We start from the raw sequence: 24,738 nt of genomic DNA on the forward strand, positions 1-24,738 counted from the left end.
TATCTGAAAATGGCTGGGGCTGGCTTTATTCTAGGTGTTGTCCTGTGGTTGTCTAACGTTCGTTGAACCGCGGATTTTCTTGTTTTATAGATACTTTTTACCCTCACAAGGATGATCAATGAAATCCGCAAAATTCCCGCTCCTGGCCTTCCTCATGTCCTGCCTGGTGGCCGGTTGGGGCCTGGTGTATGTCGGCCGTATCAAGTGGGGTATCGGGGTCGCCATATTGCTGTACGGCGGTATCGCGTTGCTGGGGGCGCTGGGGCTGGTCGCTACCCCCATTGGGCTGCATGGGCTATTCGCCTTCTTGATCACCGTCAAGCTGGGCTCAGCCATCCTGTCCGCCGTGCTGGCGCGTCGCTACAACGGACCGCCCAATGTGCCACGCAAGCGTTTCCACGTTCTTTACGTCGGGGTGATGGTGATTGCGGTACTGATGCTCGATGTATTGCCGGTGCCCGTACTGGGGTTCAAAAACTACTACATCCCATCCGGATCGATGGTGCCGACGCTGTCCATTGGCGACTACATCCTGACGGACCTGCGGGCCGGTCCGCCCAGGGTGGGGGATATCGTGGTGTACCGCTGGAATGGCACTGAAGCGGTCAAGCGCGTGGCCGGTGTTGCCGGGGATACGTTAGCCCTGGTGAACGGTGAACTGATCCACAACGGCGAAAACCTCGGGTTGTTTCACGCACCGGCCGACCGTGTAAAAGGGCCTGAATCCCTTGAAATGGCACCGGTCACGGTCGAGCCGGGGCACCTCTTTTTGCTGGGCGACAACCGCTGGAGCAGCAACGACAGCCGCTTCATGGGCCAGGTCGCGGTTAAGGACGTGGTGGGCAAGGTGACGGGCATCTGGTTCTCAAATGAGCGGGCGCGTATCGGGACGACGTTCCCATGAGCCTTTCGAGTGGGGCGTGCCGGGTTGTGCAGTGGCTGTGCCTGCTGGTGATGTGCGGCAGCGCCAGCGCATTCATGGTGGCCTGGCTCTATCTTGATCGCAGTTCGTCGATGCTGGGCGTGGCGGCCGGCGCCTTTGTGTGGTGCGGCATTGGCCTGTTGTTCGCGTTTGTGTATGAACGGTCTCGCACTGCCACATCCACGCTCCGGTTTATGTTGACTCGGACAGTGGCGCTGCTGATGCTTGCGGCGGGTGCGGCCTATCTGGTTGGCCTGCTGTGGGTCGAGCCGGAACGCGATTTTATGGAGTCTCAGTTAAAAGGGGCATCGTGCGGCAAGTACACGGGTGTGATTGAAAAAGGGTGGGAGCAAATTTGCGCTGACTCAAAGCAGCCGTAAACGCTTGAAGCTGGCTGGGCTTGGATAGGCAGTCGGTTTGTCCTTTTGATTTTTTCAATGTTCATTGAGCGTTTTTGATGATGAATCGATATGCAGGAAAGCCCTTTCTCCGTCTTCTTGAATGCTACGTCCTGTCGGCCATTGGTGCGCTGTCCGACCAGCAACGCGCCGATTTGACGGCACTCGAACCCAAGTTGCACGAACTGTATGGGACGCAGGGCAGTTGGTCTGATGTGGTCGCCTCTCAGATGGAGTTTCCGCCCTCGCTGGAGGAAAAAATCCGAGCCGTGTGGCGCACAAATTCGGAAAAATTCGCCCAGGCCGGCGTGCCGATAATTGCCGAAGACTTTGCCAGAAACTTTGTAGACACCAATTTTCCCTCTTAAAGCTGGAGCAACACCGCATGGACGCAAGCAACACCGCTAAACGCCCGACCATTCTGGCCAGCATCGGCCGCCGCCTGGCCGACATGTTCGCCAAGACCATCGTGATACAGACCGGCAACCTGACGAGCGTGCGCGGGCTGGCGGATATTTATGACAACGGCAGGGGGTAAGCACGTCATGAACGATTCAGTATCGGCCACACAAACCTGGGACCTCGCCAGCCCGTTCAGACGGTTGCTCGGCTATTTCATTGATATGGCCGTTGTGTTCTTCCTGCTGTTTGTGCTGCGCAATCTGGACTACGCCTATCTCTATTTGCACTCGGTGGCAGGCCCGAAGTTGTTTGAAGGCTTGCGCTATGTGCTGTTGTTTTCAGCCTTCGGGTACTTTTTGTTTTGCGATGCCTTACCCAACGGGCAGAGCCTGGGTAAACGGGTGTGCCGCACGGCGGTGGTGGGTTACCCGTATCCTACGAACTGCACGCTGTTCCAGTCGTTTCTGCGCAATGTGCCGAAGCTGTTGTTCAGTGTTCTGGACGGTCTTTTTGCACTGTTCGGTTTGCGCCGCCGCTTGGGCGATATGTTGGCCAAGACGATTGTGATCAACACGTGAGCAGGGCGGCGTGACACACCGATCAATGTGAGCGGGCTTGCTGTGGCGAGGGAGCTTGCTCCCGCTGACTGCGTAGCAGTCTCCGGCTTTTGAGCGCACTTCGCACCCCAACTCAAGCAAACCCACTCATCACCGCAGTGACAAAAGCCGTTACAGCAACTTGCGCTGCACTGCCTCATCCAGCGTGCTGCGCGTCAACGCCTCGACCACTTCCCGCGTGTCGGTCTGGAACGGCAGGCCCACGATCAACACCAGGTGCACCCAGGTGCGGACCGACTCACTCTTTTTAACCCGACCCAATTCCTTGCCGTCCTTGTCCTTGAACACGGTTTCAAGGGTAAAGATGTTCTTTGCGGTGGTGGGGATGACGCAGAACGTGAAGCCGGTGATGAACGCCGACACCGGGCTGTACTCTTCATTGTTGTGCAGCGTGGCATCCACATAGAGGTCTGAGTCGACCTTGTCGGTGCTGACCCGCGAAAAGCGATTGGACTGTTGGAAGGTGTCGGACACCGCCTTTTCCCACAGCACGACCGGAGCCCCCACCGCCGCGTTGCCCGGGCCGCCGTTGACGTGGTTTTGCGCGGTGGTGCGCACATACGCCGTCGGTTTTTGCGCCGGCGCGTTAGCGGTCGGAGGCCAGGTCTGCACCGCTGGCAGTTCGTGTTGTGAGTAAGACACGCAACCTGTCAGCAAGACGGCCGCGAGTACCAGGTAGTGTTTGATCAATCCTTTCATGTGTTGCTCCTGAAACTAAGGTTTCGCCAGGTTGGCGGTAGCGGTGTCGAGCAGTTGCGTGACCAGTTTGGTCAGTTGCTGGCCGCCCATCGACGGCGCCCAATACTGGCCGCTGTACAGCCCGACGTTGTGTTCGAACTTGATCGACTCCTTCGCCGACGCCAGTTCCTTGCCATCGCGATCGACGATGACCAGGTCGCCGGCGACGTCAAAGCTGTCCACGTAGATCGGTCCGTTGACCCAGATCCAAATGGTCAGCGTCAGCAGCGCGCCAGGCACGTAGGCCGGGTGCGGGGCGCGATGACCCTTGAGGGACGTCATATTGAATTTGAGGGTGACGTCGTGCTCGCCCAGGCGTACCGGATACTCGGTCACTTGCTTGAAATAGCCCGCCGTGCGCACGTACTGGTTGATCTGGGCTGTCAGGGAGCGGCTGATGGCCGTTTTGTTGGCCTCGTTGACGTCAGCGTCATTCACCGTCACATCGGCGACTTGCGCACTGCGCGGGCTGCTGGTGGAAGCCGGATGGAGCGGGGCGCCGATGGGGCCGGTGACGGTGTATGACACACAGCCGGTCATCGATAGCACGGCGACGAGCGCCGTCGCCCGGAGGAGGGTTTTCAACACGCAATATCCCTATAAATGAATGAACCAAGCCACTGTCTCGTCCTTCAGGGGCATAACTTGAGCGCACATTTTTTATCGATCAGGTGAAGGCTAAAGGCCATCATTCTTTTTGTTTTCCTGACAACGCCTTAGCGCATTCCGACTGGGTGTTGGGGCGCCAGTGCCAGGAAAACGGCGCCACGCGGGCGTCAAAACAACTTGAGAACGGCTTTCAACTCCGTAAAATGCCGCGATTGTTTAAAGCACGATACTTTTCAGGGACGAATTCATACATGCGTGTGTTTGCCATATTTCTCGCGGCCTGCCTCATGGCGGGCTGTGCCTCCAAGCCGGATTACTATATCTCCCCGGCGCCGGTGACCATTCCCAAGACTGCGACCTACTGGCTCGACACTTTCGACGTAGAGGTGGTGGGCAAGAACGAACGCTTCCTCTCGGATGAAAAAGTGCGCCAGCAACTCGGTGTCGATCTGGTCGACCGCCTGCTCAAGTCCAAGCGCTACGCCACCAGCAAGGACAAGGCCGATTACCTGCTGGACGTGAACGTCATCTATACCCGGCGCATACAAGACACCCAAGGCGGTTTCATGACGGCCATCGTCGATGACAAGACCATCCTCGCCAGTGTCGACTTCAACTATCAGGTCAAGATCAAGAAAGCCGGCGCCGAGGTGCTGCATTTCTCGCAGGCTCGCCAAGGGCTGATGCCAGGCGGGTACAAGGGCGACTGGCAGAACATGAAAACGATGGCCGGGGTGCTGACCAACTCTGGCAACTCCAGCGTCGAGACCTTCTACACCGGTTTATTGAGCCGATTCATCGTTGACGACCTGCGCGGCATTCCGTCCCGCTAGCGTTAGCTGCAGCACCCGATTTCCCACTTAGGAGCACCCTGTGAAAACACTGTCCAAAATCCTGCTGTCCGGCTTCACCGCCGCAGCGCTGCTGACCGTGGCCGGTTGCGCTACGGAGAGCAACCGCGCCATGCCGGTGGAGCAAGTCGCCAGCGCCAACGTCGCCTATTCCGGCGTGCGTGTCCCGATTGCCGTGGGCAAGTTCGACAACCGCTCCAGCTACATGCGTGGCATCTTCTCCGACGGCGTTGACCGCCTCGGCGGCCAGGCCAAGACCATCCTGATCACCCACCTGCAGCAGACCAACCGCTTCAGCGTGCTGGACCGCGACAACATGGGCGAGATCTCCCAGGAAGCCGCGATCAAAGGCACCGTGCAGAAGCTCAAGGGCGCTGACTACGTGGTGACGGGCGACGTGACCGAGTTCGGTCGCAAAGAAACCGGCGACCGCCAGCTGTTCGGCATCCTCGGCCGTGGCAAGACCCAAGTGGCCTACGCCAAAGTCGCGTTGAATATCGTCAACATCAGCACCTCCGAAGTGGTGTATTCCACCCAGGGCGCCGGTGAGTACGCGCTGTCCAACCGTGAAGTGATCGGCTTCGGCGGCACCGCCAGCTACGACTCCACCCTCAATGGCAAGGTCCTCGACCTGGCCATGCGTGAAGCCATCAACCGCCTTGTCGACGGCATCAACGCCGGCGCCTGGAACCCACGCAACTGATCAGCAGCACCTCAAGGAGCAGTACAAGGATGAGCAAGGCAGTCAAGTTGGCGCTGGTGCTGACAGCAGTGGCGACGGTCGCGGGGTGCCAGACGGCGCCCCAACCCCTGTATCAGTGGGAAAGCTACCAGCCGCAGGTTTACGAGTACTTCAAGGGCGAGCCCAAGGAGGCGCAGGTCGAGGCGCTGGAGCGGGATCTGCAGAAGATCAACGCCAGTGGCCGCAAGGCTCCGCCGGGTTACCACGCCCACTTGGGCATGCTCTACCTGAGCATGGGCAAGGATGACCAGATGGTGCAGGAATTTCGCACCGAGAAGGCACTGTTCCCTGAGTCCGCCTCGTACATGGACTTTTTGCTGAAAAACGCCAAGACCGGAGTCGCCACCAAATGAGCCTGTTGAAACTCACTGGCGCCTTGCTGGCCCTGGCCTTGCTCGGCGGTTGCGCAGCCCCCAAGACCATCGATTACACGGCCTATAAACAGGCACGACCGAAGTCGATCCTGGTCCTGCCGCCGATCAATGAATCGCCCGAAGTGCAAGCGTCCTACAGCATGGTCTCGCAAGTGACCTACCCGTTGGCCGAAGCCGGCTACTACGTGTTGCCGATCGCCCTGGTCGACGAAACCTTCCGCCAGAACGGGCTGACCACCGCCAATGATATCCAGGCGGTGCCACCGGCCAAGCTGCATGACATCTTTGGTGCGGATTCGGCGCTGTACATCACCGTGACCAATTACGGCACCAAGTACATGCTGATCTCCAGCGACACCTCCGTGACGGCCTCGGCCAAACTGGTCGACCTGCGCACCGGCACCACCCTGTGGACCGGCTCGGCGCATGCGTCCAGCGAGGAAGGCAACAACAACGGCGGCGGTATCGTCGGCATGCTGATCACGGCGGCGGTCAAGCAAGTGATCAACAGCTCCACCGACGCGGCGCACCCGATTGCCGGTATCACCAGTGCGCGCTTGCTGTCTCCGGGTCAGCGCGCGGGGATTCTGTACGGTCCGCGCAACCCGAAATACGGTACTGATTGATTGAACGGTTCGGCGGGGCAGGTATTTGTGTCCCGCCGAACGGTTTAACCCGAACAGTCAGCGCCTTGCGTCTGACCTTGTGAACGGATCATTCATTCACGAGGTTCAGCCCATGTCCCGTCCTCTGCTCTTCCTGCGTCCTGCTGCCCAGGGCTTTGCCGTTACCTTGCTGGTGACGCTGGCCGGTTGTGGGCTGTCCTCTTCCCGCGATGTGGCCAAGCCTGACGAAGCGGCGCCGGTCTCCGAGCTGCACAGCGCTCCAGTGCTAGGCGCGCTGGTTAAACGCATGCCGATGCCTGCCCCCATGAGCGCACGAAGGGTGATGCAGGAGTCCGTGGCGATGGACTACCGCAGCGAACCCCGCGAACAGTACGAAAACCTGCCGGACAACCCTGTGCATCGTGTGGCCGAAACGCCGGTTTCAACCTTCAGTGTGGACGTCGACACCGGCAGCTACGCCAACGTAAGACGCTTCCTCAACCAAGGCCGCCTGCCGCCCGAAGGCGCTGTGCGACTAGAGGAAATGGTCAACTATTTCCCCTTCCACTACGCACTGCCCACCGACGGTTCGCCCTTTGGTGTGACCACCGAAGTGGCCGCCACACCGTGGAACCCGCGCACCCAGTTGCTGCGCATCGGCATCAAGGCCTCCGACCGCGCCGTGGCGCAACTGGCGCCGGCCAACCTGGTGTTCCTGGTGGATGTGTCCGGCTCGATGGATCGCCGCGAAGGCTTGCCGCTGGTGAAAAGTACGCTGAAATTGCTGGTGGACCAGTTACGCGATCAAGACCGTGTTTCTTTGGTGGTCTACGCCGGGGAGTCCCGTGTAGTGCTCAAACCTACCTCGGGTCGTGACAAGGTGAAGATCCGCAACGCCATCGACCAACTCACCGCCGGCGGTTCAACGGCGGGTGCATCCGGCATCGAACTGGCCTACCAGATGGCCCGCGAAGGCTTTATCGACAAAGGCATCAACCGCATCCTGCTAGCGACCGACGGTGACTTCAACGTGGGCATCAGCGACTTCGACAGCCTCAAGCAGATGGCGGTGGAGCAGCGCAAAAGTGGCGTTTCCCTGACCACCCTCGGCTTTGGTGTGGATAACTACAACGAACACCTGATGGAACAACTGGCCGACGCCGGTGACGGCAATTACGCCTACATCGACAACCTGCGCGAAGCGCGCAAAGTACTGGTGGACCAACTCAGTTCGACCCTGGCGATCGTAGCCCGGGATGTGAAATTGCAGGTGGAATTCAACCCGGCGCGTGTCAGCGAATATCGCCTGCTGGGCTATGAAAACCGCGCTTTGAAGCGTGAGGATTTCAACAACGACAAGGTCGACGCGGGTGAGATCGGTGCAGGGCATACGGTAACCGCGCTGTACGAAATTGTGCCCAAGGGCGAGAAGGGTTGGTTGGAACCTTTGCGTTACGCGGCTGTGCCAGCCGCCGAGGATAAATCCGCAGAGCTGGCGATGCTGCGTGTGCGCTACAAGCCGGCGGCGGGTGGCGACAGCCAGTTGATCGAGCGGCCCATCAGCACTGTGTCGAGCGAGGCCAGCGATGACCTGCGTTTCGCGGCAGCAGTGGCGGCCTTTGCCCAACAGCTCAAGGGCGATGGCCGCTACACTGGCAGCATGCGCCTGCAGGACACTGCCGCATTGGCCCGCTCGGCCCGCGGCGACGACCCGTTCGGGCTGCGCAATGAGTTTGTGCAACTGGTGGAATTGGCGCAGAGCCTTAAACCTGCGGCCAAATCCCCCCTGTAGGAGCGAGCTTGCTCGCGAAGAACTTAAGACCAACGCGGTAAACCAGGCCTGACCCAATAAGGAGTTCGCCACCTACATGCCCGCTCCAGACAATTTACCCAGCGACGAATCACTGCTGGCCCGCTACCGAACCGGCGACAGCGCCGCGTTCGAAGCCCTGTACGCCCGGCACCGCCAGGGCCTGTACCGATTCCTCGTGTCCTTGAGCAACAAGGCCGAACTGGCCGAGGAAATCTACCAGGAGACCTGGCTCAGCCTGATCCGCAGCGCCACCCAGCCACAAGGCCGGGCGAGTTTTCGTACATGGTTGTTCCAGATCGCCCGCAACCGCCTGATCGATTATTGGCGTAAGCACGGCATCCACAACCCGCTGCACGACAGCTACGACGAGCAGCTGCACGCCCAGGTCGATGACAGCGCCGGCCCCGAGCAGCAGCTGAGCCTGAGCCGCGACCAGGCGCGGCTCGACGCCGCGCTGCAAGACCTGCCCGAGGACCAGCGCGAAGTTTTCCTGCTGCGCTTGCACGGTGACCTCGAAGTCCCGCAAATCGCCGCCCTCACCGGCACCCCGCTGGAAACCGTCAAAAGCCGCCTGCGTTACGCCCAGCAGAAACTGCGCCGCCTGCTGGCCGAGGAGATACCCGCATGACCGACTCCCGACACACCCCGGACCCCGACGACGTGCTGCTCCAGCACATGCGTCAACACAGCACCGGCGAGCCGCCCGCGTCCCTCGACGCCTTCATCCTCAACGCCGCCCGCCGCGAAGCCCCGGCACCGCAGCCGAGCCTGTGGCAACGCTGGCTGCAAGCCTGCCAACGGCCACGCTGGCAGATGGCATTCGCCACGGTTGCAGGCTTGGCGCTGATGATCGGCGTGGTGATGCGCTCGCCCGTACCGCAGCCCGAAATCTCCACGGCGACCTTCTCTGCGCTGCATGAGCAAGCCGCCCCTGCCGCTGCGCCGCCAATGTCCGCGCCGGCACCCGTGGCCCGACTGGCGATAGCGCCTAAGGCCGAAAGTGCGCAAGTCATGGGCTCGATGGCGGATGAGTCGAGCGCCAAGCTGAGCAAGCGCGCGCCGGTGGCATTGCCTTCGTTGGAGGAGGGGTTGCAGGAAATCATCAACCTGCGTGAGGTTGGGGAGATCAGAGCGGCAGATGAGAAGTTGTTGGCTTTGCATCAGCGCTTTCCGGAGGTGGACTTGCCAGCTCGGTTGGAGGCGTTGCGGAAACACTGAATCGTCGCCCACAAAAAAGCCCCAGGCCTTTCGACCTGGGGCTTTCTCAGCATGTCTGGTGCACCCGGCGGGATTCGAACCCACGACCCCTGCCTTCGGAGGGCAGTACTCTATCCAGCTGAGCTACGGATGCTTGTGCGGGCGACATCATACCCATGTCGACCTTGGGCGTCCATGCCGCTCTTTGGCCGTTCAAGTGTAGGAATCTGCTGCACAGAGGCCCTACGTCGGGCGCCGCCGATCAGAAGGTCGGAACCCGGCCTCTTAACGCTGATCAGAAAGATTCGGTAAATGCGCCGTTTTCGTTCTTTTTTTCGAACAGACTATTGCCCTGTACCCCCATTGATCCTAGGATTCGTTTGAGATTTCAAACGCTCTGTCTCCCGCGCGCGCTTCCACTTCTCTTACGCGCAGGGGCTGATTTCCCTGACGGCAGCCCACAAGGCGCCTTTCAACAACTCTAATTCGCTCCGCGTGCGCGCGGTGCTGTTAAGGAAAGCCGACATGCAGCTTAAAGATGCCCAGTTGTTCCGCCAGCAAGCCTTTATCGATGGCGCTTGGGTCGATGCGGACAACGGTCAAACGATCAAGGTCAATAACCCTGCCACGGGCGAGATTCTCGGCACCGTGCCAAAGATGGGCGCCGCCGAAACCCGCCGCGCCATCGAAGCCGCCGACAAGGCGCTGCCGGCCTGGCGTGCACTGACCGCCAAGGAGCGCGCCAACAAGCTGCGCCGCTGGTTCGAACTGTTGATCGAAAACCAGGACGACCTCGGTCGCCTGATGACCCTCGAGCAAGGCAAACCACTGGCCGAAGCCAAGGGCGAGATCGTCTACGCCGCGTCCTTTATCGAGTGGTTCGCCGAAGAAGCCAAGCGCATCTACGGCGACGTAATCCCTGGGCACCAGCCTGACAAGCGCCTGATCGTGATCAAGCAGCCTATCGGCGTGACCGCCGCGATCACCCCGTGGAACTTCCCGGCCGCGATGATCACCCGTAAAGCCGGTCCGGCCCTGGCCGCTGGTTGCACCATGGTGATCAAGCCGGCTTCGCAAACCCCGTTTTCGGCCCTGGCCCTGGTTGAGCTGGCGCACCGCGCCGGTATTCCAAAAGGCGTGCTGAGTGTGGTCACCGGCAGCGCCGGTGACATCGGCGGCGAGCTGACCAGCAACCCGATCGTGCGTAAATTGTCCTTCACCGGCTCGACAGAAATCGGTCGCCAACTGATGGCCGAGTGCGCCAAGGACATCAAGAAGGTTTCCCTGGAGCTGGGCGGCAACGCGCCGTTCATCGTGTTCGACGACGCGGACCTGGATAAGGCCGTCGAAGGCGCGATCATCTCCAAGTACCGCAACAACGGCCAGACCTGCGTCTGCGCCAACCGTCTGTACATCCAGGATTCGGTGTACGACGCCTTCGCCGAAAAACTCAAAGTGGCCGTGACCAAATTGAAGATCGGCAACGGTCTGGAAGACGGCACCACCACTGGCCCGCTGATCGACGAAAAAGCCGTGGCCAAGGTCCAGGAACACATTGCTGATGCTCTGAGCAAAGGCGCCAAGCTGTTGGCCGGTGGCAAGGTGATGGAAGGCAACTTCTTCGAGCCGACTATCCTGGTCGACGTGCCGAAAGACGCTGCCGTGGCGAAGGAAGAAACCTTCGGCCCGCTGGCACCGCTGTTCCGTTTCAAGGACGAAGCCGAAGTGATCGCGATGTCCAACGACACCGAGTTCGGCCTGGCCTCCTACTTCTATGCCCGCGACCTGGGCCGTGTGTTCCGTGTGGCTGAAGCCTTGGAATACGGCATGGTCGGCGTGAACACCGGGTTGATCTCCAACGAAGTGGCGCCGTTCGGCGGCATCAAGGCCTCGGGCCTGGGCCGTGAAGGCTCCAAGTACGGGATCGAGGATTACCTGGAGATCAAATACCTCTGCCTGGGCATCTAAGCCGGGAAGGGATCGCAGCAAACGCAGAGGGCACGAGAGCGCTGACCCTTTGCGTGTTTCACCCCGTAATTCGTAGTGGCCGGGAAAGCTGTGGCAGTCGATCATCGCATGCTGCCGCAGTTGCCTCCCCGTCACGTATTCCTTGGACCACGCCACCCGATGAGTGGCGAATGAGGACTTTATGAGCAAGACCAACGCATCCCTGATGAAACGCCGCGAAGCCGCTGTCCCCCGCGGTGTTGGCCAGATTCACCCGATCTTCGCCGAATCCGCGAAGAACGCCACCGTGACCGACGTTGAAGGTCGCGAGTTCATCGACTTCGCCGGCGGTATCGCTGTGCTGAACACCGGCCACGTGCACCCGAAAATCATCGCGGCCGTGACCGAGCAACTGAACAAGCTGACGCACACCTGCTTCCAGGTACTGGCCTACGAGCCTTACGTGGAACTGTGCGAAAAAATCAACGCCAAGGTCCCAGGTGATTTCGCCAAGAAAACCCTGCTGGTCACCACCGGTTCCGAAGCCGTCGAAAACGCCGTGAAAATCGCCCGCGCCGCCACTGGCCGTGCCGGTGTGATCGCCTTCACCGGCGCCTACCACGGTCGCACCATGATGACCCTGGGCCTCACGGGTAAAGTCGTGCCTTACTCGGCCGGCATGGGCCTGATGCCAGGCGGCGTGTTCCGCGCGCTGTTCCCGAACGAACTGCACGGTGTGAGCGACGACGATTCCATCGCCAGCATCGAACGCATCTTCAAGAACGATGCCGAGCCGCGTGACATCGCTGCCATCATCATCGAGCCGGTGCAGGGCGAAGGTGGTTTCTACGTCGCGCCTAAATCCTTCATGAAGCGCCTGCGTGAACTGTGCGACAAGCACGGCATCCTGTTGATTGCCGACGAAGTACAGACCGGTGCCGGCCGTACGGGCACCTTCTTCGCCATGGAACAGATGGGCGTTGCTGCCGACCTGACCACCTTCGCCAAGTCCATCGCCGGCGGCTTCCCGCTGGCCGGTGTGTGCGGCAAGGCCGAGTACATGGACGCCATCGCGCCAGGCGGCTTGGGCGGCACCTACGCCGGTAGCCCGATCGCTTGTGCCGCGGCCCTGGCCGTGATGGAAGTGTTCGAAGAAGAGCACCTGCTGGACCGCTGCAAGGCTGTCGGCGAGCGTCTGGTGACCGGTCTGAAAGCCATCCAGGCCAAGTACCCGGTGATCGGCGAAGTGCGTGCTCTGGGCGCAATGATTGCGGTCGAGCTGTTCGAAGGTGGCGACAGCCACAAGCCAAACGCTGCTGCGGTTGCCGCCGTGGTGGCCAAGGCGCGTGACAAGGGCCTGATCCTGCTGAGCTGCGGCACCTACGGCAACGTGTTGCGCGTACTGGTCCCGCTGACTTCGCCGGACGAACAGTTGGACAAAGGCCTGGCGATCATCGAAGAGTGCTTCTCCGAGCTGTAAGCGGATGCTGACTTGATCGACAGAAAAAACCCGCTTCGGCGGGTTTTTTTATTTCACGATGACTCCAGCACCGAATTTCGCTGGACTACGCCGCAGCCCGATACAGCAGGTTTATCAAGGGCTTAGGCGAGTTCAACATATGACGGTGCTTTCTGAAACCTGACCCGGCTTCCGTCCGCTTGGCCCCCATGTGGCTCTTGGAAACGGGTCTTTCCGAGGAGTCATCATGGCTAAGATCAAGCTCACCAAGACCGCCGTTGATGCGGCGCAACCCCAGGCGCAGGCCGTCGAACTACGGGATACCGTGGTGCCCGGCTTCTTGTGCAAGATTACCCCAGCGGGCCGCAAGGTGTTCATGCTCCAGTATCGGACGAACACCGGGGAGCGCCGCAAGCCCGCCCTGGGCTTGTTCGGGGAACTGACCGTAGAGCAGGCCCGCGTCATGGCGCAGGACTGGCTGGCCGAGGTTCGCCGGGGCGGCGACCCTGGCGGTGCCAAGGCCGAGGCACGCAAAGCGCCGACGGTCGAAGCGTTGTGCAAGAAGTTCATGGAGGACTACTCCAAGAAGCGCAACAAGGTCAGCACGCAGGAAGGCTATCAGGCGGTCATCGACCGCAATATCGTCCCGCTGCTGGGCCGCAAGAAGGTGCAGGACGTGAAGCGGCCCGACATTGCCGGGCTGATGGAGAAGCTGGCCTACAAGCCGGCCGACGCGAATCACACCTTCGGCGTGCTGCGCAAGATGTTCAACATGGCCGAAGTGTGGGGCTTCCGCCCGGATGGCACCAATCCCTGCCGACACGTCCCCATGTTCCCGGCTGGCAAGGCTACCCGCCTCATCAATGACGAGGAAATGGCGCGCATCTTCCGCCATTTGGAACATCTGGAGGCCGAGGGACTGGAGAACTACGTCATCCCTCTGGCGATCCGGCTGCAATTCGAGTTCGCCGGTCGCCGCTCCGAAATCTGCGCGCTCGAATGGAGCTGGATCGACTTGGAAAACCGGCGCGTGGTGTGGCCCGACAGCAAGACCGGCGGCATGTCCAAGCCTTTGAGCGAAGAAGCCCACCGGCTGCTTTCGACCGCACCCCGCCAGGAAGATTGCCCCTACGTTCTGCCGTCGCCCAACGACCCGGCCAAGCACCTGACCTATGGCGAGCACTACGGCGGCTGGACTCGGGCGCTCAAGGCGGCTGGCGTGCCGCACGTCGGCACGCACGGTATCCGCCACCGCTCCGCGACCGATATTGCCAATTCGGGTATCCCGGTCAAGGTCGGCATGGTGCTGACGGCGCACAAGACCGTGGCGATGTTCATGCGCTATGTCCATACCGAGGACAAGCCGGTTCGGGAAGCCGCCGAACTGGTGGCGAGCCGGCGCAAGACGATCACCGGCACCAAACGCCCCCCTGCTGCGGAGGCGACGGCATGACCAGGCGCAAGGCATCCATCGCGTCGCCCGCAGCGCCTTCGGCGCTGCTGGGCGACATTCGGATACTGATCGAAGCGGCGCGCAAGCGCGCCGCTTCGGCGGTGAATAGCGAGCTGTCGATGCTCTACTGGCGCATCGGCCAGCGAATCCATACGCAGGTCTTGGAAGGTCGGCGGGCCGACTACGGCGAGGAAGTCGTATCCACCCTGGCGGCGCAATTGGTGAAGGAGTACGGCGGCAGCTTTTCGGTCAAGAATCTGCGCCGGATGGTGCAGTTCGCCGCCGCATACCCGGACGAGCGAATTGTCGTATCACTGATACGACAATTGAGCTGGACGCACTTCATCGCCTTGATTCCGCTGAAAGACCCGCTCCAGCGGGACTACTACGCGCAGATGGCGAGCGCCGAACGCTGGAGCGTGCGGACGCTGCGCGAGCGCATCGACTCGATGCTGTACGAGCGCACGGCGCTGTCCCAAAAGCCGGAGGAAACCATCGCGCAGGAGCTGGCGACCCTGCGCGATGTGCAGCGCATGACCCCGGCGCTGGTCATGCGCGATCCGTACATCCTCGATTTCCTGGGGCTGCGGGATAGTTGGCAGGAAGGCGACTTGGAAGCCGCGATCATCCGCGAAATGGAAGCCTTCCTGCTGGAGCTGGGCGCGGGATTTTCCTTCGTTGCCCGGCAGAAGCGCATCCTGATCGACGACGAGGATTTTCACCTAGACCTGCTTTTCTACAACCGCAAGCTGCGGCGGCTGGTGGCGGTGGAGCTGAAAATCGGCGAATTCAAGGCGGCCTACAAAGGGCAAATGGAGCTTTACTTGCGCTGGCTGGACAAGCACGAGCGGGAGCCGGAAGAAGCCTCGCCGCTGGGGATCATCCTTTGCACCGGCAAGAAGCGCGAGCAGATCGAGTTGCTGGAGCTGGACAAGTCGGGCATCCACGTTGCCGAGTACCTGACCACCTTGCCGCCGCGTGCAGTCTTGGGGGAACGGTTGCAGCAGGCGGCTCGTCGAGCGGAATCGCAGATCAAACGAGGGAAAGCATAGAACCTGAAAATCCGCTCAAGATTTTTTCGAGAGAGTTTAAATCCTCATCCGACAAACTCTGTGGTGCGACTACTCTTGTTCTGGCCGCCATGTAGAGAGTGCCGTCTCGTGTCCAAATCGGAGCCTGCCCAATTAGGCAGACTCCAAGCGAAGCCTCGGAAAAGCGTTCGGCTAACTGCTCTATTTTTGATGCGTTTCTTGCCACGAATGCCTCAAGGCTTTCGTGAATTGCCCACTGGGCTGCTTCGACATTGGGAAGCTCCATCTTGGGAATGCCGCCGAGACAACTGGACACATCCAAGAAGACCAAGCCATAGACCCGTTGAGACATCCCTTCGGCTTGGGCGGTAATTTGCTTGCCCGCCTTCTTGAAGTTTTCCTCAAACTTCTTCTCGGAAGACAGTCGCTTGCACTCGCCGAACACAAGGAACTCGTCGTTCTCGGCGACAACATCCGTGACCTTGTTGAAGTCGATCTTGTAGCCGGACAACGACATTCTTGCCGCAATCAGCAGCTCGAACAAATAGTCTCTTGATGATCCTGCCGAACTAGCATCAGGATGATCTTGCCCGTCTGCGACCTTGCTTAGTCTATCGACAAAGCCTTGGCTAGCTTCGTCTCGAAATGCCCGGTGAATCAGAACAATGTTCAAGCACTCGATATACGAATTGGTCAGCTTTTCAAACTTGGCCCGGCCGTCAGTGGAAGTAGGATCGTCGCACGAGAAAAACTGATCTATGTCTTTCTCGTATCTTGAGTACCGTGAGTTTAGTGCGTTAAGCCCCTTTCCCTTGAGCCATTCAAGAACGCGCGACATTTCCTTGAGGATTAGTTCACCCGCAAATTCTTTTTTGTTGGGGGAGTAGTCTGAATCATCAGGGGCAGGAACAATGCCAGGAGAACCGGGCATCAGCGTATGAAGCGTTGCAAATGCCACACTTGCGATTGCCTCTGCCACCTCATCGCGTTGACTTCCCATCAAGGCGCGTACTGCGTCGATTCTGGCCTGAATGGACGGATGGCTTTGGGACGCACCCCACTTATCGCGGGCCATCAAGGTCATCGAAAATAGCGCGAAATAGATTCCGAGCTCTCTCTTTCTGCGAACAAGGTTCGGGCTTGCATTTTCCCGTTGGGCATAAGCATCAAGCTGGTCAAGCAGGAATTTCGTGGCGAAGGCGTCGCATGACAGCTCCTCGTTCCTGCGCTGGGTTGGGTCTGCCTCATCGGGGTCAGCCGCATCTCCATCCTGCTGATGCTTCAGATGCCGAACCTCGTGCAGAAGCGCCCAACCAACGCCCAACGTTGCAAGCTCCCCCGGTGCGCGAAGTTGTGGGTTGTCGTCGTAGTGGCCCGGCTCGGGAACATCTTTGGGCAGCGCTTCCAGCTCTGGGGCATCGCTTTCCAAGACGCGCTCAAACGCATCAATCAGCTCCATCAGGCGCTTGAGGTCAAGTGGCTCTAGTTCAGGCGTTTCCGCTACAACGCGATACGCTTCCCAAGCTGCAAAGCCTGCGATCCAGAATGCACGCACTACGCGATGGTTAAATCGGACGAAACGATACATTCCCGCTTCCATGACCAATCGCTCACCGTCATGCGTATCGGCAGTCAGTTGAAAACGAGGCTCAAGCAAGCTCCATAAGGAGGCCAACTCGCTTTCGCGTTCCGGCGCAGAACCTAGCAAGACGTTCCGAACTGCGGTTTTTACTTGTTCATCCTCGCGCGGAGGCAAGGTTGAGTCCATTGTGTTGCCGCTCACTTTAGTTGTTCTTCGAGATGCGCCGCCATGTCCTCGAACCCACTGACTACCGTGCAGTCCGAAAACCTGTTCAGCCCGATTCTTTTATCGGACAGAAGATTAGCGAGTTTTCTGTCCGTATAAAGAGCATCCGCCACAGGAAGTGCGGATGCCGCCACCATGAAGTCGCTTGGATCTCCGTTCTGGTATCGGCGTTGCGGATCGAATCGCATCAACCCATACAGTGAACTCAATACCCTCAGTGTTGGCATTGCTCGTGAGGCTGGCGTCTCATGCCAGTGGTATTGCGCCTCAAGTGCGTATCGCTTAATTTCTGGTTGGGAAAGGGTTGTCCCTTCCTCTCTGAACCATGCTGCGATGCAGCCCGTCAATTCAACAAATATGCCGGTGTTGAGGTTCGTTATTTCCGACTGATGCTCGACCTTTCCGTCGTTGATGTCTGTAATGCCGCGCGAGTTATCCCACTTCGCCCCAGGAAATGTACCGGCAACTTCCAACTGGAAGGAAAATGGCAATTCTGACAAGGCATCAAAGAATGCCTTGTTGAAAGTTTCTTTATCCACATGCGATTCGAGAAACCCGAGCGTAGAAATCGTCGGTATTCCCATTAGCTCGATGGGGCTACACAAGAAATCTTCTAACCCTTCCGGCTCGTCCAGCTTACCCATGCGCAGCTTGCGCAACTCAGAACCAACGCGATCGGAAAAAGGGGTGATGCAGAACCCTTGGGATAGCTCATCAACCAGTCGGGTAAGCGTTTCTCGTGTCGCCGGGTCAGTCATCGAGTCCAGCTCGAAGTACGTCGGGACACCGATGGGAAACGCGATTTGCCCCGTTTGAACAGCCCGTTCAATGGTTGCCCCAAACGCCTTCATTGCGGGCGTGAGACTCGTTTTGTTCCGCCGAAAGTCCGACACGCACTTCCATGCGTTCGTGTCGAGATAAACCAGTTTGAGCAAACTCGCGCGGGCGGCTCTTTCGCTGCGTTGCCTTTTAATGTGATCGTAGAGAGATACCTGGGGATGGCCCCGATGTACCTCAATGAAATGACTGATCCGATTAGCGGATGCGCGGGCGGCAGAATCGAGAGATGACGACATGGGATGTTCGACTAAGCTCCTGCTCAATTATGGGAATGTAATTTTCTACCTAATGCGGTGCGTTAAATACTTTGCTTCCGATAGGGTACAAGCATTTTATTCGCAAATGGATAGGCGGAAGGGAAACTCTGTGCGTCTCCGCTTCCGCGGATTGCGCTGCTCCAGGTTCGCTATCCGCTCATCCCTGACGGGACTGGCGTTCGCCAGCCTTCCGCATCGCTGACGCCTTCGGCCCTCGCGGGCCTGCGCGCTTCGTTTGCCGGTTGTGCCTTCGTTGGAGAGGGCTGGGCGGTCTTGCTGCCCCCTTCACCGTACCACGGCGTTTTCGCCGTCAAGGGCTGCGCGTGCGAGCACGCTTGCGGCCCGTGGCCGTCCTTGACCCCTGACGGCTTGCGCTGCGCCGTGCTGGCGACGGTTCCGGGCAATTCCGCCCGTGCAACCGGAGAGCGTCATGAACGACAAATCGCACGCTTCCCTCGAACAACACGTTTGCCTGGTCTGCGGCGCTCGCTTCGACACCGGCGCGATCCTGCTGGACAAGCGCCTGCGCGCGAGCATGGAGCGCCACACGGCGACAGATTGGGGCTTGTGCCCCGAACACCAGAAGCTGTCCGACGATGGCTTTGTCGCCTTGGTCGAATGCGACCCGCAGCGTAGCAGCTCGCCGTCCGGCGCTGATCGCATGAAGCCCCGAACAGGCGTACCGGACGGGGCGTTTGGCGCACCTGAAACGCGAGGTGTTCACTCGCGTGTTCAACGTGCCGATCGCGGACAAGCAGCCGTGCGTGTTCGTCGAACTCGGCGTGATCGAGCAGTTGCAGGCGATGACTGCGCACTGATCGCACGACCACCATCCGGCGCGTTGTCCTTCGGGACGACGCGCCTTTTTTTCTGCTGCGCCCGGTGCCGATGCCTTCGCGCCTGCGGCGCTGCGCGCTTCGCTTGCGCTCCAGGGGAAGGCCATGCGGCCATCCCCGCCGCGCTACGCTTGGCGCCCCTCAATACCGCCGCCCCGGCTGTGCCGGCGCGCCCCCCCCCACGCACCAGCGGCATTTCATCCAGGGCATCCACCCCCATGCTGTCCATCGTTGATTGCATGGGCGTCCCCGGCCAAGAAACATGGCCGGTCGCGCTGTCGTGCTGCGCATCGAGCCTCGCTGCGCGAGTCTCGCCCCCTTCGGGCTTCCATCGCTGACGCCTACGGCCCGGCTTCCAGCTTCGGGCCTGCGCGCTTCGCTTGCGTGCGGTTCGGCACACAGGGACGGCCGTTGCCATGTCCAGCCGTCTCTCCTGACTTCATCACCTTGTCCGCGACCGTAGCTCGCTCCCGCGTGCCGTCAAGGCGCGCAGGGCCGTGTCCTCGGCTGCGCCTGCGGGCCGCACCAACCCTGCGCTTGTTTCCTTGACGGCCCCCGTCCGCGCGCTCCTTTGGCCGCGGGCGATGAACTCAGGAAAGACGGTGGCAACAGGGCCAACCGGGTTCCTCGTGCCAACCGCACCGAACAGCCGAAAGGCTGGGCTCCGAATCTAGGAATCCGGTGTGCGGTTTGAACAGCAAACCCTTTTCGTCAGGAGAAAGACCATGCAACTCGCATCCCAATTCGCTTCCCGCTCCCCCTCGCTGCGCAGCGACTACCCGCTGACCGATGACCAGATTTACCGCGTAGCGCCGTCCATCTTCGCGGACGCGCCGCACGAAAGCCGTTCGCAGCGGTACGCCTATATCCCCACCGCCGCCGTGCTGGCCGAGCTTCGCAAAGAAGGTTTCCAGCCTTTCATGGTGACGCAGACCCGTGTGCGCGACGAAGGCAAGCGCGAGCACACCAAACACATGCTGCGCCTGCGCCACGCCAGCCAGATCAACGGCGCGGAAGCCAATGAAATCGTGTTGCTCAATTCCCATGACGGGACGAGCAGCTATCAGATGCTGGCCGGCATGTTCCGGTTCGTGTGCAGCAATGGCCTCGTCTGCGGCGACACCGTGGCCGATGTGCGCGTGCCCCACAAAGGTGACGTTTCCGGGCATGTCATCGAAGGCGCTTATGAAGTCTTGCGCGGTTTCGACCGGGTGAAGGATTCCCGCGATGCCATGCGCGCGATCACGCTCCATGACTCCGAAGCCGAAGTGTTCGCCCGTTCCGCGCTGGCCCTCAAGTACGACCCCACCGACAACAAGCCCGCGCCCATCACCGAATCGCAAATCCTGATGCCGCGCCGGTTCGACGACCGCCGCCCCGACCTGTGGAGCGTGTTCAACCGCACGCAGGAGAACTTGACCAAGGGCGGACTGTCCGGGCGCAGCGCCAACGGACGCCGCCAGCAGACCCGCCCCGTGCAGGGCATTGATTCCGATGTGCGCCTCAATCGCGCCCTCTGGATGCTGGCCGATGGCTTGCGCCAGTTGAAAGCCTGATTCCCCACGCGGCAGGGGCAGGCAGCCGCCCTTGCCGCTTTCTTTGCTGCTGCATCCCTGAACCGATAGGAGTTATCACCATGAACGCCGTTATCCAAACCGAAGCCCGCGCCATCAACACCGCCGCCGTTATCCCGCTGGAAGCCGCCGACCCGACCAAGAACCTGATTCTGGTTCCACTGTCGCGGCTGGTGTCGCGGCCTGCTGGCCGCAACGTGCGCAAGACCCCGCGCATGTCCATCCCCGAACTGGCCGCATCTATCCAGCGCGTCGGCCTGCTGCAAAACCTCATCGTGATTGCCGCCGCCGATGGTGAGCATTACGAAGTGGTGGCCGGTGGCCGTCGCCTCGCAGCCCTCAAGCTGCTGGCGAAGAAGCACCGCATCAGCAAGGAATGGGACGTGCCTTGCCTGCTGGTGGCCGATGGCACCGCCCGCACGGCCAGCCTCACCGAGAACGTGCAACGCGAAGCCATGCACCCCGCCGACCAGTTCGAGGCATTCGCCGCGCTGGTGGCCGAAGGCCGACCCATCGAGGACATAGCCGCCGATTTCAGCGTGTCCCCGCTGGTGGTGCAGCGCCGCTTGAAGCTGGCGAACGTGTCGCCGCGCCTGCTGGCCGACTACCGCGCCGAAGCCGTGACGCTCGACCAGTTGATGGCCCTTGCCATCACCGACGACCACGCCGCGCAGGAAAGCGCCTTCTATGACGCCCCAACGTGGCAGCGCCAGCCGTCCGCGCTGCGCGACCGCCTCACCGAAAGGGAAATTGACGCCTACCGGCATCCGCTGGTGCGCTTCGTAGGGCTGGACAGCTACGAAACCGCAGGCGGCGGCATCCGCCGCGACCTGTTCGCGGAAGGCGATGCGGGCGTGTATCTGACCGATGCCGCGCTGCTGGAACGGCTGGCGCAAGACAAGCTGGCAGGCATCGCCGCCGAGGTGAAGGCCGAAGGTTGGGCGTGGGTGGATGCCACGCCCGCCGTGACCCATGCCGACCTGCACGCCTTCCAGCGTGCGCCGAGGGAGCGGCGCGAGCCGACCAAGCGCGAAGCAGCCCGCATCGAGAAGCTGCAAACCAAGCTGCACGAACTGGCCGCAGCCGTGGATGACGCGCTGGACGCCGACGACGAGGAAGAGGCCGATGCCTTGCAGGAAGAAGGCGAAGCCCTGGGCGAGCAGTTGCAGGCGCTGGAAGATGGCTTGCAGGAGTACGGCCCGACCGTGAAGGCCGCAGCCGGTGCCATCGTCACCACCGACCGCAACGGTCAGGCCGTGATTTATCGCGGGCTGCTGCGCGAGGCCGAAGCCAAGGCGCTGCGCACGCTGGAACGCCTGCGCCAAGGGTTCAGCGGCGAGGATGCTGGGAACGACGACGAGGGCGAGGACGGAGACAGCGAAGGGCAGCCCAAGACCGCCGCCATGTCCGACCGGCTGGCGCAACGGTTGAGCGCCCACCGCACCGCCGCGCTGCAAATCGAAGTGGCACGGCATCCGCAAGTGGCGCTGGCTGCGCTGGTGCTTGGCATGGTGCAAACGGTGCTGCAAGGCGGCTACCACGGCCACGACTTGCCGCTGGGCGTGAGCCTGAAAGTGCAAGACCGGCTGGAAGGCATGGCCCCCGACTGGCCGGAATCCCCCGCCGCCGTCGCGCTGCGCGAGTTCCAACAGGTGGCGGGCGAAGCCTTGCCGGAGGACAGCGCCGAACTGTTCGCCGCGCTGCTGGCGAAGTCCCAAGACGAACTGGTGCGGCTGCTGGCGGTATGCGTGGCCGTCACGGTGGACGTGGTGACACCCCGCACCACACGGCAGCAGCCGGGCGAAGAACTCGCGCAGGCCGTGAGGCTGGACATGGCCGCATGGTGGAAGCCCACCAATGAGGGCTATTTCCGGCATGTGCCGAAGGCCGCAATTCTGGAAGCCGTGGAGCGGTTCGCCCCGTCGCACGTCACCCGGCTGGCGAAGTTGAAGAAGGCCGACATTGCCAGCGAAGCCGAGCGGCTGGCAGACGGCACGGGCTGGATGCCTGCCATCTTCAAGGCCGAAGGGCCGGACGCCACGCAGGCAGAACCACAGGAGCAGGACGACGCCCCGGAGGATGCCGAGGCAACAGCAGATGAACCCTCCGTGGCGCTAGCCGCTTGACCGTGCAAAAGCAAGCGCCCCGGCCTCGACCGGGGCGCTTTGCTGGAAGGAGAACACCCATGACCTACACCACCAGCCGCCCCCGCATGGCGGCGATCTATGCCCCCGGCACGGTACGCGCCCGCCGCTGGCACGGCGAAGGCGACGTGCGCGGCTACCGCCCGCCCTCTGGCTGGTCAGCCCGCGCCGACCTGACCGACATTCACCCCATCACGGGTCGCGCCTTGCCGCGTGCCGTGTGGTGGCTCATCGAGACGAAGGAATAGCCCGATCAGCACCGCGCCCGGTGTCATCCATGCCTCCAATTTCCACGCTGCTGCTTTACAATCCCTTGATTTGACCAACGCCGTATCTATCGGCATAAATAACAAGGGAGCGCAATGGGGACATATCGGGTCGCACAGGTTTGTCCTAACGGGCATGTCGCAACAACAGCCGCTGATCAGAATCCCGAGCTTCGAGAGGCGTTCTGCTCTAAGTGCGGTGAAGAGACCATCATGCAGTGTCCTTCGTGCAGCGCATCCATTCGCGGCGATTTCTACGTTGAAGGCGTTTTCGGCTTGGGTGGTGATTACGAGCCTCCCTCGTTCTGCCACAACTGCGGTAGCCGGTTCCCTTGGACTGAACGCAAGATTGCTGGCGCTGTTGAGCTAGTGGAAGCAGGCGCAGAGCTGTCGCCAGAAGAAGTCCAGCAGTTCCGTACCGATTTGACGGAATTGACCAAAGACAGTCCAAAAACTCAAGTTGCATCCCTTCGATTCAAGAAGGTGATGACGAAGGTCGGCGCTTCGGTTGCATCTGGCGTGCGCGACATTGTTGTCGATGTACTTAGCGAAGCTGCGAAAAAAGCGATTTGGGGAGCTTAGAAGGAATGGCGATGACTCTCGACGAAATTAAGGCCTGCCTACAGGCCGGCAATCTTCAGATTGCGAATGAGACGGCACTTGCGAACGGCACTGGCACACAACTTCGTTTGCAAAATGGTGCAATCGTAAATAGCTACCACACCGGTAATTTCAATGTTCAGGGCAAGAACCAAGAGGCGGTAAAGGCTTGCCTCGGCGTGCAACCTGCACAGGCTGCGGCACCAGCTCCACAGAATGGCGCTGCTGCTAAGCCAATGCTCAGCAAGGTATTCGTGGTTTATGGGCACGATAATGCCGCCCGAACCGAGCTTGAAGCGATGCTGCGCCGCTGGAGGCTTGAGCCGTTGATCTTGGATCAACTTCCTTCGGAAGGGCAGACCATCATCGAGAAATTGGAAAAGTACACGGCAGAAGTAAAGTTTGCTGTGGTGCTGGCCACGCCCGACGACGAGGGCTACCGCGCTGGTCACGAAGACGAAAAGGCGTTCCGTGCACGCCAAAATGTTGTGATGGAATTGGGCATGATGCTTACGCTGCTCGGTCGTAAGAACGTTGCCATTCTCATGAAGCAACAAGACAATATGGAGCGCCCATCCGACATCCAAGGGTTGCTCTATATCCCATTCAAGGACAATCTGCAAAAGGATGCAGGGCCGCTTCTGGCAAAGGAAATGGCGGCTCAGGGTTATCCCATTTCGTTGGCGAATCTGTAGGCATCGGCAAATAAAATCTATTTGGAAATAGTGCCTGCTATTTCCCAGAATGAGCCCCTTGTTGTGCTCTTAGACTTTTGAGCGTGTCGGCGCAAAGCGCCGCCGGGCTTTCGGGCTGCGCCCCGTGCCGTCTTTGTCGTCACGGCCATTCGGCTTCAATCCCTCACGCCTTCGCGCCTGCGGCGCTGCGCTTGCCTCCAGGGGAAAGCCCTGCGGACTATCCGCGCCGCGCACGGCTTGGCGCCCCTCGATGCCGCCGAACCGGCTGTGCCTGATCGGCCCGGCCAGCATCTGCAAAGTGGGCTCGCTCCGAACCGCCATTGAAAACTACACGCCGTTCCTGGCGGATTTGATATCGAGAAGATTGATCTGGTCGATCTTGTCTTTGTGGATCACGATGGTCAGCTTCGCGGGATATTTGAATCGCATCTCACTGATTCTGAATGTCCACAGCATGATTTTCAGTAGATCCTCGTCGGAAATATTCTTGTGTCCTTTGATTCGCGTGATTCCTGATCCAAAGATTGTTGTCGATACGCTTTGGGAAACTCTGAAAAAGAC

The 24,738-nt window shown here is 60.4% G+C and carries 27 protein-coding genes and 1 tRNA gene; 22 read left to right on the plus strand and 6 right to left on the minus strand.

The features are described from left to right. Nucleotides 1-118: 118 nt before the first annotated feature. The 5 genes from lepB (at nucleotide 119) to HX793_RS20685 (ending at nucleotide 2,300) form a co-directional block, all read left to right on the plus strand. A complete protein-coding gene (gene lepB / locus HX793_RS20665; RefSeq protein ID WP_177094503.1) occupies nucleotides 119-904 on the plus strand; it encodes a signal peptidase I in 786 nt (261 codons plus the stop codon). Then, nucleotides 901-1,302, plus strand: a complete 402-nt coding sequence (locus tag HX793_RS20670; RefSeq protein WP_025999764.1) for a hypothetical protein — start codon at nucleotides 901-903, stop codon at nucleotides 1,300-1,302. Before lepB ends, HX793_RS20670 begins: the two co-directional genes overlap by 4 nt. A 77-nt stretch (nucleotides 1,303-1,379) precedes the next feature. Next, on the plus strand, nucleotides 1,380-1,688 hold the full coding sequence (locus HX793_RS20675; protein WP_177051877.1) for a hypothetical protein: 309 nt from the start codon (nucleotides 1,380-1,382) through the stop codon (nucleotides 1,686-1,688). Nucleotides 1,689-1,705: 17 nt separating this feature from the next. Beyond that, on the plus strand, nucleotides 1,706-1,858 hold the full coding sequence (locus HX793_RS20680) for a hypothetical protein (RefSeq protein WP_016976668.1): 153 nt from the start codon (nucleotides 1,706-1,708) through the stop codon (nucleotides 1,856-1,858). Nucleotides 1,859-1,865: 7 nt separating this feature from the next. Continuing rightward, entirely contained in the window at nucleotides 1,866-2,300 is a 435-nt protein-coding gene (locus tag HX793_RS20685; protein WP_177051874.1) for an RDD family protein, read from the plus strand. Between the two features lie 150 nt (nucleotides 2,301-2,450). On the opposite strand, the gene HX793_RS20690 is transcribed toward HX793_RS20685, so the two are convergent. Beyond that, a complete protein-coding gene (locus HX793_RS20690; protein WP_016976666.1) occupies nucleotides 2,451-3,038 on the minus strand; it encodes a hypothetical protein in 588 nt (195 codons plus the stop codon). Nucleotides 3,039-3,053: 15 nt separating this feature from the next. Further along, entirely contained in the window at nucleotides 3,054-3,665 is a 612-nt protein-coding gene (locus tag HX793_RS20695) for a hypothetical protein (protein ID WP_025999763.1), read from the minus strand. A gap of 272 nt (nucleotides 3,666-3,937) precedes the next feature. On the opposite strand from HX793_RS20695, the gene HX793_RS20700 reads away from it, so the two are divergent. From HX793_RS20700 to HX793_RS20730, 7 genes are all read left to right on the plus strand, one after another. After that, nucleotides 3,938-4,519, plus strand: coding sequence for a hypothetical protein (locus tag HX793_RS20700; RefSeq protein ID WP_016976664.1), 582 nt, complete (start codon nucleotides 3,938-3,940; stop codon nucleotides 4,517-4,519). A 40-nt stretch (nucleotides 4,520-4,559) separates the two neighbouring features. Continuing rightward, entirely contained in the window at nucleotides 4,560-5,240 is a 681-nt protein-coding gene (locus tag HX793_RS20705; protein ID WP_016976663.1) for a CsgG/HfaB family protein, read from the plus strand. A gap of 29 nt (nucleotides 5,241-5,269) precedes the next feature. Next, a complete protein-coding gene (locus tag HX793_RS20710; RefSeq protein ID WP_016976662.1) occupies nucleotides 5,270-5,632 on the plus strand; it encodes a DUF4810 domain-containing protein in 363 nt (120 codons plus the stop codon). Continuing rightward, entirely contained in the window at nucleotides 5,629-6,279 is a 651-nt protein-coding gene (locus tag HX793_RS20715) for a DUF799 domain-containing protein (protein ID WP_016976661.1), read from the plus strand. Before HX793_RS20710 ends, HX793_RS20715 begins: the two co-directional genes overlap by 4 nt. A 112-nt stretch (nucleotides 6,280-6,391) precedes the next feature. Further along, nucleotides 6,392-8,050 (plus strand): vWA domain-containing protein, encoded by a 1,659-nt coding sequence (locus HX793_RS20720; protein WP_177094504.1) that lies wholly within the window; start codon nucleotides 6,392-6,394, stop codon nucleotides 8,048-8,050. Nucleotides 8,051-8,126: 76 nt separating this feature from the next. Then, nucleotides 8,127-8,699 carry an RNA polymerase sigma factor gene (locus HX793_RS20725; RefSeq protein ID WP_177094505.1) on the plus strand — a complete coding sequence of 191 codons (573 nt, stop codon included), beginning with the start codon at nucleotides 8,127-8,129 and terminating at the stop codon, nucleotides 8,697-8,699. Next, nucleotides 8,696-9,289: a hypothetical protein gene (locus tag HX793_RS20730; protein ID WP_177094506.1), complete on the plus strand. Its 594-nt coding sequence runs from the start codon at nucleotides 8,696-8,698 to the stop codon at nucleotides 9,287-9,289. Before HX793_RS20725 ends, HX793_RS20730 begins: the two co-directional genes overlap by 4 nt. Nucleotides 9,290-9,345: 56 nt before the next feature. On the opposite strand, the gene HX793_RS20735 is transcribed toward HX793_RS20730, so the two are convergent. Continuing rightward, a tRNA-Arg gene (locus HX793_RS20735) sits at nucleotides 9,346-9,422 on the minus strand. A 371-nt stretch (nucleotides 9,423-9,793) separates the two neighbouring features. Between HX793_RS20735 and gabD the strand changes: the two genes are divergently transcribed. From gabD to HX793_RS20755, 4 genes are all read left to right on the plus strand, one after another. Next, nucleotides 9,794-11,236, plus strand: a complete 1,443-nt coding sequence (gabD, locus tag HX793_RS20740) for an NADP-dependent succinate-semialdehyde dehydrogenase (RefSeq protein WP_016976657.1) — start codon at nucleotides 9,794-9,796, stop codon at nucleotides 11,234-11,236. A 181-nt stretch (nucleotides 11,237-11,417) separates the two neighbouring features. Beyond that, nucleotides 11,418-12,695, plus strand: coding sequence for a 4-aminobutyrate--2-oxoglutarate transaminase (gabT, locus tag HX793_RS20745; RefSeq protein ID WP_033898922.1), 1,278 nt, complete (start codon nucleotides 11,418-11,420; stop codon nucleotides 12,693-12,695). A 226-nt stretch (nucleotides 12,696-12,921) separates the two neighbouring features. Next, the gene (locus HX793_RS20750) at nucleotides 12,922-14,127 is read left to right on the plus strand and encodes a tyrosine-type recombinase/integrase (protein WP_024087546.1); all 1,206 of its coding nucleotides are present in this window, start codon (nucleotides 12,922-12,924) and stop codon (nucleotides 14,125-14,127) included. After that, the gene (locus tag HX793_RS20755; protein ID WP_024087545.1) at nucleotides 14,124-15,179 is read left to right on the plus strand and encodes a PDDEXK nuclease domain-containing protein; all 1,056 of its coding nucleotides are present in this window, start codon (nucleotides 14,124-14,126) and stop codon (nucleotides 15,177-15,179) included. Before HX793_RS20750 ends, HX793_RS20755 begins: the two co-directional genes overlap by 4 nt. Here HX793_RS20755 and HX793_RS20760 read toward each other — a convergent pair. Both HX793_RS20760 and HX793_RS20765 read right to left on the minus strand, forming a co-directional pair. After that, nucleotides 15,160-16,941 carry a phage exclusion protein Lit family protein gene (locus tag HX793_RS20760; RefSeq protein ID WP_079383137.1) on the minus strand — a complete coding sequence of 594 codons (1,782 nt, stop codon included), beginning with the start codon at nucleotides 16,939-16,941 and terminating at the stop codon, nucleotides 15,160-15,162. The two genes, HX793_RS20755 and HX793_RS20760, sit on opposite strands and share 20 nt — an antisense overlap. Beyond that, nucleotides 16,938-18,041: a hypothetical protein gene (locus HX793_RS20765; protein ID WP_024087543.1), complete on the minus strand. Its 1,104-nt coding sequence runs from the start codon at nucleotides 18,039-18,041 to the stop codon at nucleotides 16,938-16,940. Before HX793_RS20765 ends, HX793_RS20760 begins: the two co-directional genes overlap by 4 nt. Nucleotides 18,042-18,757: 716 nt before the next feature. Between HX793_RS20765 and HX793_RS32050 the strand changes: the two genes are divergently transcribed. The 6 genes from HX793_RS32050 to HX793_RS20795 all read left to right on the plus strand — a co-directional run bounded on the left by HX793_RS32050 (nucleotide 18,758) and on the right by HX793_RS20795 (nucleotide 24,177). Beyond that, nucleotides 18,758-18,880, plus strand: a complete 123-nt coding sequence (locus tag HX793_RS32050) for a hypothetical protein (protein ID WP_024087542.1) — start codon at nucleotides 18,758-18,760, stop codon at nucleotides 18,878-18,880. A 743-nt stretch (nucleotides 18,881-19,623) separates the two neighbouring features. Beyond that, the gene (locus HX793_RS20775) at nucleotides 19,624-20,454 is read left to right on the plus strand and encodes a DUF932 domain-containing protein (protein ID WP_024087541.1); all 831 of its coding nucleotides are present in this window, start codon (nucleotides 19,624-19,626) and stop codon (nucleotides 20,452-20,454) included. A gap of 80 nt (nucleotides 20,455-20,534) precedes the next feature. Then, on the plus strand, nucleotides 20,535-22,598 hold the full coding sequence (locus tag HX793_RS20780) for a ParB/RepB/Spo0J family partition protein (RefSeq protein ID WP_177094507.1): 2,064 nt from the start codon (nucleotides 20,535-20,537) through the stop codon (nucleotides 22,596-22,598). Between the two features lie 59 nt (nucleotides 22,599-22,657). After that, nucleotides 22,658-22,864, plus strand: coding sequence for a hypothetical protein (locus tag HX793_RS20785; protein ID WP_024087539.1), 207 nt, complete (start codon nucleotides 22,658-22,660; stop codon nucleotides 22,862-22,864). Between the two features lie 114 nt (nucleotides 22,865-22,978). Next, on the plus strand, nucleotides 22,979-23,464 hold the full coding sequence (locus HX793_RS20790) for a DUF2321 domain-containing protein (protein WP_004350864.1): 486 nt from the start codon (nucleotides 22,979-22,981) through the stop codon (nucleotides 23,462-23,464). An 11-nt stretch (nucleotides 23,465-23,475) separates the two neighbouring features. Continuing rightward, on the plus strand, nucleotides 23,476-24,177 hold the full coding sequence (locus tag HX793_RS20795; protein ID WP_011002526.1) for a TIR domain-containing protein: 702 nt from the start codon (nucleotides 23,476-23,478) through the stop codon (nucleotides 24,175-24,177). Between the two features lie 327 nt (nucleotides 24,178-24,504). On the opposite strand, the gene HX793_RS31370 is transcribed toward HX793_RS20795, so the two are convergent. Further along, the gene (locus HX793_RS31370) at nucleotides 24,505-24,702 is read right to left on the minus strand and encodes a macro domain-containing protein (protein ID WP_308936662.1); all 198 of its coding nucleotides are present in this window, start codon (nucleotides 24,700-24,702) and stop codon (nucleotides 24,505-24,507) included. Nucleotides 24,703-24,738: the final 36 nt, after the last annotated feature.

Origin of the sequence: Pseudomonas reactans (assembly GCF_013387025.1) — a bacterium.
GTDB classification, from domain to species: Bacteria; Pseudomonadota; Gammaproteobacteria; order Pseudomonadales; family Pseudomonadaceae; genus Aquipseudomonas; species Aquipseudomonas reactans.